10 protein-coding genes are annotated in these 13,057 nt (G+C 73.7%); 4 read left to right on the plus strand and 6 right to left on the minus strand.

The window, feature by feature from the left end:
* Nucleotides 1-5: 5 nt before the first annotated feature.
* Nucleotides 6-1,688 carry an energy-dependent translational throttle protein EttA gene (gene ettA, locus BN3788_RS00640; protein ID WP_066581785.1) on the plus strand — a complete coding sequence of 561 codons (1,683 nt, stop codon included), beginning with the start codon at nucleotides 6-8 and terminating at the stop codon, nucleotides 1,686-1,688.
* A 7-nt stretch (nucleotides 1,689-1,695) separates the two neighbouring features.
* Entirely contained in the window at nucleotides 1,696-2,184 is a 489-nt protein-coding gene (locus BN3788_RS00645; protein WP_066581787.1) for an acyl-CoA thioesterase, read from the plus strand.
* Nucleotides 2,185-2,186: 2 nt separating this feature from the next.
* Here the strand turns inward: BN3788_RS00645 and BN3788_RS00650 are convergent, their stop codons facing one another.
* The 4 genes from BN3788_RS00650 to ptsP form a co-directional block, all read right to left on the minus strand.
* The gene (locus tag BN3788_RS00650; RefSeq protein WP_082812461.1) at nucleotides 2,187-3,770 is read right to left on the minus strand and encodes an SDR family oxidoreductase; all 1,584 of its coding nucleotides are present in this window, start codon (nucleotides 3,768-3,770) and stop codon (nucleotides 2,187-2,189) included.
* A 58-nt stretch (nucleotides 3,771-3,828) separates the two neighbouring features.
* The gene (locus tag BN3788_RS00655; protein ID WP_066581789.1) at nucleotides 3,829-4,668 is read right to left on the minus strand and encodes an acyl-CoA thioesterase; all 840 of its coding nucleotides are present in this window, start codon (nucleotides 4,666-4,668) and stop codon (nucleotides 3,829-3,831) included.
* 75 nt (nucleotides 4,669-4,743) lie between these two features.
* A complete protein-coding gene (locus BN3788_RS00660) occupies nucleotides 4,744-5,157 on the minus strand; it encodes a globin (protein ID WP_234346408.1) in 414 nt (137 codons plus the stop codon).
* Between the two features lie 68 nt (nucleotides 5,158-5,225).
* A complete protein-coding gene (gene ptsP / locus BN3788_RS00665) occupies nucleotides 5,226-6,917 on the minus strand; it encodes a phosphoenolpyruvate--protein phosphotransferase (RefSeq protein WP_066581792.1) in 1,692 nt (563 codons plus the stop codon).
* Nucleotides 6,918-7,042: 125 nt separating this feature from the next.
* On the opposite strand from ptsP, the gene BN3788_RS00670 reads away from it, so the two are divergent.
* The gene (locus BN3788_RS00670) at nucleotides 7,043-7,273 is read left to right on the plus strand and encodes a glucose PTS transporter subunit EIIB (protein WP_066581794.1); all 231 of its coding nucleotides are present in this window, start codon (nucleotides 7,043-7,045) and stop codon (nucleotides 7,271-7,273) included.
* Here BN3788_RS00670 and BN3788_RS00675 read toward each other — a convergent pair.
* Complete coding sequence (locus BN3788_RS00675; protein ID WP_066581796.1) at nucleotides 7,270-8,391, minus strand: mechanosensitive ion channel family protein; 1,122 nt, start codon at nucleotides 8,389-8,391, stop codon at nucleotides 7,270-7,272. The two genes, BN3788_RS00670 and BN3788_RS00675, sit on opposite strands and share 4 nt — an antisense overlap.
* On the minus strand, nucleotides 8,388-10,655 hold the full coding sequence (locus tag BN3788_RS00680; RefSeq protein ID WP_066581797.1) for a prolyl oligopeptidase family serine peptidase: 2,268 nt from the start codon (nucleotides 10,653-10,655) through the stop codon (nucleotides 8,388-8,390). The genes BN3788_RS00675 and BN3788_RS00680 overlap by 4 nt, the downstream gene beginning before the upstream one ends.
* A 180-nt stretch (nucleotides 10,656-10,835) precedes the next feature.
* On the opposite strand from BN3788_RS00680, the gene malQ reads away from it, so the two are divergent.
* Nucleotides 10,836-12,992: a 4-alpha-glucanotransferase gene (malQ, locus tag BN3788_RS00685; RefSeq protein ID WP_066581799.1), complete on the plus strand. Its 2,157-nt coding sequence runs from the start codon at nucleotides 10,836-10,838 to the stop codon at nucleotides 12,990-12,992.
* Nucleotides 12,993-13,057: the final 65 nt, after the last annotated feature.

A 13,057-nucleotide genomic window follows, 5' to 3' on the forward strand; every position in this document is an offset into this window, starting at 1 on the left:
AGCCAGTGGCTGAGTTCATCTACACCATGTACAAGGCGCGCAAGGCGCACGGTGACAAGGTCATCCTTGACGACGTCACCCTGAACTTCCTGCCCGGCGCGAAGATCGGCGTCGTCGGTCCGAACGGCGCGGGCAAGTCGACGATCCTCAAGATCATGGCGGGGCTCGAGCAGCCGTCGAATGGCGAGGCGCGGCTGAGCCCGGGGTACACCGTCGGGATCCTCATGCAGGAGCCGTCGCTCAACGAGGAGAAGACGGTCCTCGGCAACGTCGAGGAGGGCGTCGCCGAGATCAAGGGCAAGCTCGACCGCTTCAACGAGATCTCCGCGCTGATGGCGGAGCCCGACGCGGACTTCGACAAGCTGCTCGCCGAGATGGGACAGCTGCAGGAGGAGATCGACGCGGCCGACGCGTGGGACCTCGACGCCCAGCTCGAGCAGGCGATGGACGCGCTGCGCTGCCCGCCGGCCGACGCCGACGTGTCGGTGCTCTCCGGCGGTGAGCGCCGCCGCGTGGCGCTGTGCAAGCTGCTCCTGGAGAAGCCCGACCTGCTGCTCCTCGACGAGCCCACCAACCACCTTGACGCGGAGAGCGTGGTCTGGCTCGAGCAGCACCTCTCGCAGTACCCCGGCGCCATCCTCGCCGTCACCCACGACCGGTACTTCCTCGACCACGTCGCCGAGTGGATCTGCGAGGTCGACCGCGGCCGCCTGTACCCCTACGAGGGCAACTACTCGACGTACCTCGAGAAGAAGCAGGCGCGCCTGGAGATCCAGGGCAAGAAGGACCAGAAGCTCGCGAAGCGCCTGCAGGAAGAGCTCGCGTGGGTGCGCTCGAACGCCAAGGGCCGCCAGACCAAGTCCAAGTCGCGCCTCGCGCGCTACGAGGAGATGGCCGCCGAGGCGGACCGCACCCGCAAGCTCGACTTCGAGGAGATCCAGATCCCGCCGGGCCCGCGCCTGGGCAACATCGTCCTCGAGGCCAAGGACCTGAACAAGGGCTTCGACGGCCGCACGCTCATCGACGGGCTCAGCTTCACGCTGCCGCGTAACGGCATCGTGGGCGTCATCGGCCCGAACGGCGTCGGCAAGACGACCCTGTTCAAGACGATCGTCGGGCTGGAGCCGCTCGATGGCGGCGAGCTCAAGATCGGCGAGACGGTCAAGGTCTCCTACGTGGACCAGTCCCGCGGGGGCATCGACCCCAAGAAGACGCTCTTCGAGGTCGTCTCGGGCGGTCTGGACTACATCAAGGTCGGCAACGTCGAGATGCCGTCGCGCGCGTACGTCGCGGCGTTCGGGTTCAAGGGGCCGGACCAGCAGAAGCCCGCGGGCGTGCTCTCGGGTGGTGAGCGCAACCGCCTGAACCTGGCGCTCACGCTCAAGGAGGGCGGCAACCTGCTGCTCCTCGACGAGCCCACCAACGACCTCGACGTCGAGACCCTCGGCTCGCTGGAGAACGCGCTGCTCGAGTTCCCCGGCTGCGCCGTCGTGGTCTCCCACGACCGGTGGTTCCTCGACCGGGTGGTCACGCACATCCTGGCCTACGAGGGCACCGAGGAGAACCCGTCGAACTGGTACTGGTTCGAGGGGAACTTCGCCTCCTACGAGGAGAACAAGGTCGAGCGACTCGGCGCCGACGCGGCGCGCCCGCACCGCGTCACGTACCGCAAGCTCACGCGCGACTGACCTGCTGATGACCCGTCTTGACGTCCCGGTCTCGCTGCGCTGGTCAGATCTGGACGCGTACGGGCATGTGAACAACGTCGCGATGCTGACCCTCCTGGAGGAGGCCCGCATCGAGGTGTTCTGGCGGCATCCCGCCGCGGCCGACGACTCGGCCGTGGCGGGATGGCCGACGGCGGTGATCGACGCCGGCCCCGGCGCGCAGACGTCCACGCTCGTCGCCGGCCAGCAGGTCGAGTACCTGCGGCCACTGGCCTACCGGCGGCACCCCGTGGTCGTCGTCATGTGGATCGGGCACCTGGGCGGCGCGAGCCTGGACATCTGCTACGAGGTGCGCGACTCCCCGTCGGGCGTCGAGGGGGAGACCTACGCGCGGGCGATCACCACGCTCGTGCTCGTCGACTCCGCCACCGGGGCGCCGCGACGGATCGGCCCGGCGGAGCGCGCCGCGTGGGAGCCCTTCGTCGAGGCGCCGCTAGAGCTGCGCCGCCGACGCTGAGCTCAAGCGCCCTCTGCGGTCTCGGCCGCGCGGGCGATGTTGTGCTGCATGCCGCCGAAGACGATGCCGTGGAACGGGTACACCGCCCACCAGTAGACCTGGCCGGCGAGCCCGTGCGGGTGGAACAGCGCCCGCTGGGCGAACACCGTCGGCGGCTCGTCAGGGCCGGGTCCTGCGGGCTCCACCCTCAGCTCGAGCCAGGCGAGGCCGGGCAGCCGCATCTCGGCGCGCAGCCTCAGCAGCTCGCCGGGGACCACCTCCTCCACCCGCCAGAAGTCGACGGCGTCGTCGACCCGCAGCCGGCGTGGATCCCGCCGTCCCCGGCGTAACCCGGGCCCGCCGATCAGCCGGTCGGCGAGTCCGCGCAGTCGCCAGGCCAGCGACCATGAGTACCAGCCCCGCTCGCCCCCCACCGCCTCGATCACGCGCCACAGCGCCGCGGGGGAGGCGTCCACCTCCACCTCGCGCTCGTCCACGTACAGGGAGCCACCCGCCCAGTCCGGGTCGCTGGGCAGCGGGTCGCTCGGCGCCCCTGGGACGGAGGCCGACGTCCACCGCGTCACGACGTCGGCCGCCTGGACGCGTTGCAGCGCCAGGCGCACAGCCCGGTCGAAGCCGATCAGGCCGGAGGGGGGGTCGGGGACCCAGCGGGCGATGTCGTGCTCGTCGCAGACCACCTCATGCACGAGCGACTCGACCAGCGGGCGCGCCAGGCCGCTCGGCACCGGGGTGACGAGGGAGACCCAGAGGCTGGAGAGCCGGGGCGTGAGCACCCCGACGCCCACGATCACCCGGCGCGGCAGCCCGGCGACCGCCGCGTAGCGCTGCATCATCTCGCGGTACGTCAGCACGTCGGGCCCGCCGATGTCGAAGCCGCGGCTCACCTCGGGCGGCATCGCGGCGGAGCCCACCAGGTAGCGGAGCACATCGCGGATCGCGATGGGCTGGATGCGGTTGTCGACCCAGCGCGGCACCGTCATGGCCGGCAGCCGCTCGGTGAGGTAGCGCATCATCTCGAAGGACGCCGAGCCGGACCCGAGGATGACGGCGGCGCGCAGCACCGTGGTGGGGACCCCTGAGGCGAGCAGGATCTCGCCGACCTCGGTGCGGGAGGCGAGGTGCGGCGACAGCTCCTGGCCCTCCGGGTAGAGGCCCCCCAGGTAGACGATGCGCCGCACGGCGGCCTCGCGGGCGGACTGCGCGAAGACCAGCGCGGTGTGCCGGTCGCGCTGCTCGAACCTGCGGCCCGTGCCCAGCGAGTGGATCAGGTAGTAGGCGACGTCCACATCCCGCAGCGCCGCGCGGAGCTGGTCCGGGTCGGACGCGTCGGCGGTCACGACCTCCACATCGTCGAACCAGGGGCGCCCGCGCAGCCGCTCCGGGTGCCGGGCGAGGGCGCGCACCCGGTACCCGGCGGCGAGCAGCTCGGGCACGAGCCGGCCGCCCACGTACCCGGTGACGCCGGTGACGGCGGCCAGCGGGGCGTCCGGCCGCGGGCGCCCGTCGGGGCCGACACCCGGGACCAGGCCGGGCAGCGTGTCCGCGACCGGGGCCGGCGGGAGGTCAGCGGGCGCGGTCTCGGGCATACGGCAGTCTCAGCCTCCCGGGCCGACCGCGCACCTCGGCCATGCGGTCAGCGGCGGCTCAGTGGTCGCCGGGGACGCGGACCATGCCCTCCTGGGCGATCGACGCGACGAGCGCGCCGTCTTGCGCGTAGACCCGGGCCGCGCCCAGGCCCCGGCCGCCCTGGCCGCTCGGGCTGGACTGGGCGTAGAGCAGCCACTCGTCGACGTGCACGTCGCGGTGCCACCACATGGCGTGGTCCAGGCTCGCGATGGAGAGCCCGCGTGAGGCCCAGCTCTCCCCGGCGCGGCGCAGCACGGGCTCGAGCATGACCTGGTCGCAGCCGTAGGCGAGCAGCGCCCGGTGCAGGAGCTGGTCGTCGGGCACGGGCCCCCGGGCGCGCATCCACACGAGCTGGTCGCCGCGGCCGGACAGGTCGGGGCGCAGGTAGATGGACTGCTCGACGTGCCGCACGTCGAACGGCGTCTCGCTGGCCCAGAACTCGGCGAGCGGGTGGTTGACCTCGCGGAGCGCCTGGCCCGCGGAGACGAGGCTCTCCGGGTCGGGCGCCTCGGGCATCGGGTCGGCGTAGGAGAAGCCGTCTTGGGCCTCCTGGAAGGAGGCGATCATCGACAGGATCGGGGAGCCGCCCTGCACCGCGTGGGTGCGCCGCGCCGTGAAGGACCGGCCGTCCCGCAGACGCTCGACGCTGAAGTCGATGCCCTGGTCCACGGCGCCCGCGCGCAGGAAGTACCCGTGCATCGAGTGGGGGAGCCGGCCGTCGGCCACGGTGCGGCCCGCCGCGAGGAGCGACTGGGCGAGGACCTGGCCGCCGAACACCCGCCCGTTGGGATGCGGCACGCTCGCGCCGTGGAAGAGGTCCGGATCGCCAGGGGAGGCCGTGACGTCGAGGATCTCCAGGACGTGGCGGACGGCGTCGTGGCCGTCGGCGCCCTGGGCGGGGGCGGTGGGGGAGGGTCGCGGTGGCCGGTCGGCTTACTCATCGAACGTGTTCAACATGGAGTGCGCCGCCCGCTCCAGGTAGTCCCAGAGCTGGGCGTGGTGCAGTGGCGCCAGGCCGAGCGAGTCGACGGCGACGCGCATATGCCGCAGCCACCTGTCGCGGGCGTCGGGGTTCACCTTGTACGGGGCGTGCCGCATGCGCAGCCGGGGGTGGCCACGCGTCTCGGAGTACGTGCTGGGACCGCCCCAGTACTGCTCGAGGAACAGCCTGAGCCTGTCGGCGGCCGGGCCCAGGTCCTCCTCCGGGTACATCTCCGTCAGGACGGGGTCCTGCGCGACACCGCGGTAGAACTCCCGGACGAGCCGGTCGAAGGTGTCGTGGCCACCGACGACGTCGTAGAACGAGTCAGCGCGGTGGGCAGCGGAGTCGGGCACGCTGGAGGTCACCCGCACAGTCTCGCATCGCCCCGCGCCCGGGCCCCCAGCCCGCACGGTGGTGTGGGCCACAGATGTGGTCAGAGGGCGAGCTCGTCGAGCACGGGCAGCTCGGCGCGCACCCGTTCACGGGCCGCCGCCGCCGTCGGGGCGCTGAGGGCGAGCTGGGCGAGGCGCCGGCACTCGTCGTGCGTGACTGTCTGCAGCACGGCGGCCACGTCGGCGAGCGCGCGCGGCGTCATCGACAGCGAGCTGACGCCCATCCCGACGAGCACTGCGGCCAGGGCGGGTGACGCGGCGGCCTCCCCGCAGACGCCGACGGGCCGATCCTGCTGGGCGCCGCCCGCACAGGTCGAGGCCACGAGCTGCAGCACGGCGGGCTGCCAGGGGTCGGAGAGCTCGGCGACCGCCCCGAGCAGCCGGTCGGCGGCCATCGTGTACTGCGTGAGGTCGTTGGTGCCGATGCTGGCGAACTTCGCGCTCGCGAGGATCTGCCCGGAGAGCAGTGCGGCGCTGGGCACCTCGACCATGACCCCGGCGACGTCGAGCCCGTGACGCTGGCAGCGCGCCACGAACGACTCGGCCTCGTCGACGGTGGCCACCATCGGGGCCATCACCCACACGTGCGCGCTCTCCGCCGCGGCGGCCTCGGCGATGGCGGTGAGCTGGTCCTCCAGCACCTCGGGGTGCTCCTGGGCGGTGCGCAGCCCGCGGACGCCGAGTGCCGGGTTGGCCTCGGCGTCGTTCGTGAGGAAGGGCATCGGCTTGTCCGCGCCGGCGTCGAGCGTGCGGATCACGACCTTGCGGCCGGGGAACGCCGCGAGCACCTGGCGGTAGGCGGCGACCTGCTCGGCCACCGTGGGCGCCTCGGCGCGGTCGAGGAAGCCGAACTCGGTGCGCAGCAGCCCGACGCCCTCGGCGCCGGCCTCTGCCGCGGCGGCGGCGTCGCGGGGGTCGCCCACGTTGGCGAGCAGCTCGACGCGGCGACCGTCGGCGGTGCGGCCCGCGCCGTCGAAGGTGCGGGTGTGCGCGGCGGCGGCGAGCGTGGCGGCGACCTGCGCCTCGTCGGGGTGGACGGTCGCCGTGCCATGGCCGCCGTCGACCAGCACGAGGTCGCCGTCGGCGACGTGGTCGGTGATGCCGCGGGCGGCCACGACGGCGGGGATGCCCAGGGCACGGGCGAGGATCGCCGTGTGCGAGGTGGGCCCGCCAGCGCCGGTGACGATGCCGACCACCCGGGTGGGATCGAGTGTGGCGGTCAGCGCCGGGGCGAGGTCGGTGGCGACGAGGACGAACGGCGCCGCGTGCTCGGGGACCCCCGGGGCTGGGCGGCCCGTGAGCTCGGCGACGAGCCGGTCCCGCACGTCCGCGATGTCGCGGGTGCGCTCGGCGAAGTAGCCGCCCAGCTCCTCGAACTGCGCGGACACCGCGCCGGCGGCCTCCCACACAGCCCGCTCGGGCACCAGGTGGTCGTTGAGCACCCGGTGCTCGGCGTCGGCCACGAGCGTGGGGTCGGCGGCGATCGTGGCGGTGGCGCGCAGCACCCCCCGGCTCCCGCCCTGCGCGCGGGCGGCGGCGGCCTCGAGCGGGGCCTGCGCCTGCCTCGCCGCCACGGCGATCCGGGCCGCGGCGGCGGCCGGGTCCTCTCCTGGCGCGAGCCGGCGCCCGGACGGGGGCTCGCCCACCGGCTCGGGGAGCAGGACGCACGGGCCCACCGTGCGCCCCGGGCTCACGGCGATGCCATGCACCACGACGGGACCTGCTGCGCTCACTGCGACTACCTCCTCGTTCAGAGCCGAGTTTTCACCTGGAGAGAGCGTCTGCGCCACTCGGCGCCACTCGGTCTACCCTGGTTGATGGTGCGCCTGCGCCCCCGCGGCGACCGAGAAGGAGTTCGATGAGCAAGGCAGAGCAGATCCTCGCGGCACTCGGCGGCGGGGCCAACGTGGTCGACCTTGAGCCCTGCATCACGCGGCTGCGCGTCGAGGTCACTGACCCGCAGCATGTCGACGAGGCGGCGCTCAAGGCGTCCGGAGCGTTCGGCGTGGTCCGATCGGGCCGCGTCATCCAGGTGATCGTCGGCCCGGAGGCCGACAACCTGGCGGCGGAGCTCGACGGCCTGCGCTAAGGCCGTCTGGGCCTCGTGGCCCCCGGCAGGTCCGCATCGGGCGTCTGATCAGAGGCGCCCGGCGGGACGTGGCCATCAGGAGGAGTCGGCGACATGCTCGCCGACTCCTCCTGGTGTCGGGCGAGGAGGTCGCGCTGGCCGCCCAGCGGGATCCCCTCGTCATCGAGCAGTTGGCGCACCTCACGGCGCAGGTGGCGCGCGACCTCCCACTGCATCGCGGGGCTCGTCTTGACGGAGACCTGCAGGGTCACGGCCTCGGCGCTCAGGTCCTCCAGGCCGGTCACGACCGCCTGGTCGCGCAGGTAGGTCCCCACCACAGGGTCGGCCGCGACCTTCGCCGCCGCCTCCTCGAGCAGGGCGCGGACCTGGTCGATGTCGGCGAAGTAGTCGACCTTCACCTCGACGACCGCGCGTGACCACTCCTGCGTGTGGTTGCCCACCCGGGTGAGCGTCCCGTTGGGCACGTACCAGAGGGTGCCGTCCGCGTCGCGCAGTTTGGTCACCCGCAGCGCCACCGCCTCGATGGTGCCGGTGGCGGGCCCCAGGTCGACGACGTCGCCGACGCCGTACTGGTCCTCGAGCAGGATGAAGATCCCGGCGAGGAAGTCCTTCACGACGCTCTGCGCGCCGATGCCGAGCGCGACGCCGACGACGCCGATCGAGGCGAGGAACGGGCCGAGGTTGACGCCCATCTGGCCGAGGACCAGCAGCAGCATGAGCGATCCCACGACGATGGTGGCCGCCGAGTGCAGCACGGATCCGATGGTGCGGGAGCGCTGGGCGCGGCGGGCCTTGGCGAGCGGGTTCGCCCGGGCGAGCACGGCGCCCATCTCGCTCTCGCCGAGGGGGCGCAGCACACCGCGCTGGTAGAACGGCTTGCCCTCGGCGAGGTGCTCCGTCACCGACCGGATGAACCGCCGGAGCAGCATCAGCGTGAGGGCCCCGACGACCAGGATGATGGCGATGCGCAGCGGGGCGCCCAGGAGCCAGGTGGCGAAGTCGTTCAGGCCCTCGCCGATCTGATCTCCCGCCTCCGACAGGGGGGACGCGCTCGGATCGGCGGAGGGCGTCGCGAGCAGGTGGGACCGCTGCAGGGCAGCCAGGTGCGCCGACGTCATGCGACCACCCGGTCCCCGACCCCCGCGGACGCCGTCAGGCCGGTGCGGTCGGCGACGAATTGGAGCTGCTCGACCGTGAGCGCCACGGTGCGCGACAGGGCGCGGCCGCCGTGGCCCACACCGGTCTCCCGCCGCACCAGCACGGGGCGCTGGTCGGGGTCGCCGCTGGTCGCGGCCTGGAGCGCCGCCGCGAGCTTGCGGGCGTGCAGCGGGTCGACGCGGGAGTCGCCGTCGAAGACGGTGAACAGCGTGGCGGGGTACTCCGTGCCGTCCACGACGCGGTGGTACGGCGAGTACCCGAGCAGCCAGTCCAGCTCATGCGGCACGTCGGCGTCGCCGTACTCGTCGGTCCAGGAGACACCGAGCCCGTGGAGCTGGTAGCGCACCATGTCGAGCAGGGGCGCGGAGCACACCACCGCCGCGAACAGGTCCGGGCGCTGGGTGAGCGCGGCGCCCACCAGCAGGCCGCCGTTGGACCCGCCCCAGCACGCGAGCTGCTGGGGTGTGGTCCAGCCGTCCGCGACGAGCTGCTCGGCGATCGCGTGGAAGTCGTCGAACACGTTCTGCTTCGCGCCCCGGCGGCCACCGCGGTGCCACTCCTCGCCCTCCTCGCCGCCGCCGCGGAGCTGGGCCACGACGTAGACGCCGCCGGCCTCCACCCAGGCGAGCGTCGAGGCGGAGTACGCGGGGTCGAGGGAGATCTGGACCCCGCCGTAGCCGTAGAGGATCGTCGGGCTCTCGGCCAGGGGCCGGCCGTCGTCATCGAGCGCGTCGGCGCGGGCGACCACCATCGCGCGGATGATAGTGCCGTCCTTGCTGGTGGCCTCGAGCTGCTGGACCCGCACCTCGGGGACGTCCGCGAGGGCTCCCGGGGGCGCCGCCCACACGGTCAGCGCGCCGGTGGCCGTGTCGAGCAGGTGGACGGTGGAGACGGTGGTGTGGTCGGTGTACGAGAACCACACCTCCCGGCCGCCCTCCGGGCGGGTGACCAGGCCGTTCACAGATCCCATGCCGGGGAGCGCGATGTGGCCCGCCGGGCCGTCGAGCTGCTCGCCGGTGTGCGGGTCGTGCACGGTGATCTCGCTGACTGTGTGCCGGCGGCGGCCGACCAGCAGCTTCTCAGGACGGGTCCCCTCCGGACCGGCGGCGTCGCCCGCGTCGACGAACGCGACGCCCTCGAGCACCGCGATCGGGTCCTCGGCGACCAGGGTGCGCCAATGCGGCACGCCCGGGTCGCTGGGGTCGGCCACCGCGAGGCGCCCGCGCGGCGCGTCGAGGTCGGTGTGCAGGTACAGCCTGCCGTCACGGCCCACCCAGGCGTGGGTGTCCGCGTCCAGGCCGACCGCCACGTCGACCAGGCGCGGGGACGCCAGGGCCTCGGGGCTGCGCGGGTCGCGGCCGTCCGCGGCGAGATCGGCGATCCACACGTCGGTGCGCGGCGCGGTGCCCGCGGACGCCGAGATGATCAGCCAGCGCCCGTCGCGGGTGAGCGTGACGCCGTAGTAGTTGGTCATGTCCAGCCCGGCGCCGAAGACCTCGACGTCCTCGCTGGCGTCGGTCCCCACCCGGTGCAGCCACACCCGGCGGTGGTACTGGCGCTCGTCCTCGGGGAGCTGCTCGGGCGGCAGTCGCCGCACGTAGAACAGGTGCTCGCCGCCCGGGACCCACGCGACGGGGGAGTAGCGCGCGCGGTCGATGGGGCCGTCCACGATCTCGCCCGTCGCGACGTCGAGGATGTGCAGCACGCTCTCCTCGGTGCCGCCCGACGAGACCTGGTAGGCGACGAGGTCGCCCTCCTTGCTGGGCTGCCACGCGTCGAGCGTCGTGGTCCCCGCCGGGTCGAGGGCGACCGGGTCGATGAGCACGCGCTCGCGCTCCTGGCCGGGCGCCTGGGGGTCGGGCTCCGCCACCACGACGACGGCGTGCTCCTGGGCGCCCTCACGGCGCATGAAGAAGCGCCGCTCGCCGCGCCACGCCGGCGTGCCCACGAAACCGGCGCCCAGCAGCTCCTGCAGGCGGGCGGTGAGCGCGTCGGAGGACCACGCCTCCGAGCCCTCGGCGCGCGCGACCAGGCGCTCGCGGTAGGCGGCGTACAGGTCGTCCTGTGCGGCGGACCACGCGGCGGCCTCGTCGGAGGCTGCGTCCTCGAGCCAGCGGTACGGGTCCGCGACGCGGCGCCCGTGCAGGTCGTCGACGCGGTCCTCGCGGCGGGCTGGCGGGTAGGTCAGGCTCGGGGCGGCGGGGGTCGCGTGCTCGGGCTTCATGGACCGGAGCCTACGACTCGGCGCTGAGGGCGCCGGCGCTTCGGCGGACGCGTTGCGGAGTGGTCCGCAGCCGGTGGCGGGGCGCCTGCGGGCCGCCGGGGGCACTTTCGCCCATGATCACGCGGAGGTGTTCCCGCCCTGCTCACGCGCGGAATCACGATGCTCTGGCAGGATCGACGCGTGAGCGACGAGACCGAGGCCCCCAACGAGTCGCTGCTGCGCCTCGGCGCGGCCCACGGCATCGTCCCCGACTACTGGGGGCACGACGGGACGCTCCACAAGGTCTCGGCCGCGACGCTCGTCGACGTGCTCGGCGCCATGGGCGTCGACGCGTCCTCGCCGGAGCGGATCGAGCTCGCGATCGCCCACGTCGAGGACATGCCCTGGCGTCGCACCCTGCCACCCGCGATCGTGCTCCGACAGGGCCGCCACGCGCACGTGCCGGTGCACGTCAAGCACGGCGACCCTGTGGAGGCCTGGATCGAGCTCGACCCCGAGTCCGGGGGCGGACGGCGCGAGGTCACCCAGGCCGACGTCGTCATCGACCCCCGCACCGTCGACGGGCGGCTCGTCGGGCGTGCCACGTTCACGCTGCCCACCGACCTTCCGCTGGGCTGGCATGAGCTGCATGCGAGCGGCCCGAGCGCCGACGCGCGGTGCGCCGTGGTCGTCACCCCGGAGCGGCTCGAGCTGCCCGAGCCGTTGCGCGAGGGTCGGGCCTGGGGATTCATGACGCAGCTCTACTCGGTGCGCTCGCGCGCCTCCTGGGGGGTCGGCGACCTCGCGGACCTCGCCGAGATCGCCTGGCTCTCCGCGCGCACCTGCGGCGCGGACTTCCTGCTGGTCAACCCCCTGCACGCCGCCGAGCCCGTCGAGCCGATGACGCCCTCGCCCTACCTGCCCACCAGCCGCAGGTTCGTCAACCCCCTCTACATCCGCGTCGAGGACGTGCGCGAGACGGCGTACCTGTCCGCCGCCGACCGCGCGCTGGTCGAGTGGTCCGCGGAGCCCGCGATCGCCCTCAACGCCGACCCAGGCCCCATCGACCGCGACACCGCGTGGAACGCCAAGCGGGCCGCGCTCGAGGTCGTCTTCGCGGCCCCGCGCTCAGCCGCCCGGCAGGCCGAGCTCGACGGGTTCCTCGAGCTCGAGGGCGCCGGCCTCGAGGACTTCGGCCTGTGGTGCGCGCTCGCCGAGCGCTACGCGGGCCGTGACTGGCCGGCCGCCGCACGGGACGCCTCCTCCGAGCTGGTGGCCCGGGCCCGCGTGGAGCTGCGCGACCGCATCGACTTCTACACGTGGCTCCAGTGGGTCGCCGACCAGCAGCTCGGCGCCGCGCACCGTGCCGCGCTCGACGGCGGCATGACGGTCGGGATCATGCACGACCTGGCCGTCGGGGTGCACCCCGAGGGCGCCGACGCATGGGCGCTCGCGGACGTGCTCGCACACGGGGCGACCGTCGGGGCGCCCCCGGACATGTACAACCAGCGCGGGCAGAACTGGTCGCAGCCGCCCTGGCTGCCCGACGCGCTGGCCCGCGCCGCCTACAAGCCCTACCGCGACATGCTCCGCTCCGTGCTGCGGCATGCGGGCGCCATCCGCGTCGACCACATCATCGGGCTGTTCCGGCTGTGGTGGATCCCCACCGGCGCCGAGCCCTCGCAGGGCGCGTACGTCCGCTACGACCACGAGGCGCTGATCGGCATCCTCGCGCTCGAGGCGCATCGCGCCGGGGCGGTGGTGATCGGCGAGGACCTCGGGGTCTTCGAGCCGTGGGTGCGCGACTACCTGACCGAGCGGGGCATCCTCGGCACCTCGATCCTGTGGTTCGAGAAGGACCACGATGGGAAGCCGCTGGCGCCCGAGCTCTACCGGCGCCTGGCGCTCGCCACTGTCACCACGCACGACCTGCCCCCGACGGCCGGGTACCTCGCCGACGAGCACGTCCTGCTGCGCGACCGGCTCGGGCTGCTCGACGAGCCTGTCTCCGTGGTCCGGCAGGCCGCGCGCGCCGAGCGCGAGGCGATGCTCGCGACGATGCGCGACCGCGGGCTCGTGGGCGCCGACCCCTCGGAGCGCGAGGTGGTCGAGGCGCTGCACCGGCTCACCGCCCAGACGCCGGCGGTGCTCCTCGGGGTGTCCCTGGCCGACGCGGTGGGGGAGCGCAGGACGCAGAACCAGCCGGGCACGGACCGCGAGTACCCGAACTGGAAGGTGCCGCTGGCCGACGGCGCCGGGCAGCTCGTGCTCGTCGAGGACCTGTTCCACCACGCCCGGCTGCGCTCCCTCGTCGCGGCGCTCGACCTCAGCCTGCACCCGCAGCCCGGCAACGACTGAGCCTCACCAACGACTGAGCCCGGCGCCGTCTCGCATGGCGCCGGGCTCAGCCCTCACTCTGGGGC

This window comes from Cellulomonas timonensis, assembly GCF_900046455.1.
Lineage (GTDB): Bacteria > Actinomycetota > Actinomycetes > Actinomycetales > Cellulomonadaceae > Cellulomonas_A > Cellulomonas_A timonensis.

What these genes read in the sequence shown, in the direction of transcription:
- BN3788_RS00645 (WP_066581787.1), top strand. Translation starts at nt 1,696, where the DNA reads ATGACCCGTCTTGACGTCCCGGTCTCGCTGCGCTGGTCAGATCTGGAC.
- BN3788_RS00650 (WP_082812461.1), bottom strand. Translation starts at nt 3,770, where the DNA reads ATGCCCGAGACCGCGCCCGCTGACCTCCCGCCGGCCCCGGTCGCGGAC.
- BN3788_RS00670 (WP_066581794.1), top strand. Translation starts at nt 7,043, where the DNA reads ATGAGCAAGGCAGAGCAGATCCTCGCGGCACTCGGCGGCGGGGCCAAC.
- BN3788_RS00675 (WP_066581796.1), bottom strand. Translation starts at nt 8,391, where the DNA reads ATGACGTCGGCGCACCTGGCTGCCCTGCAGCGGTCCCACCTGCTCGCG.
- BN3788_RS00680 (WP_066581797.1), bottom strand. Translation starts at nt 10,655, where the DNA reads ATGAAGCCCGAGCACGCGACCCCCGCCGCCCCGAGCCTGACCTACCCG.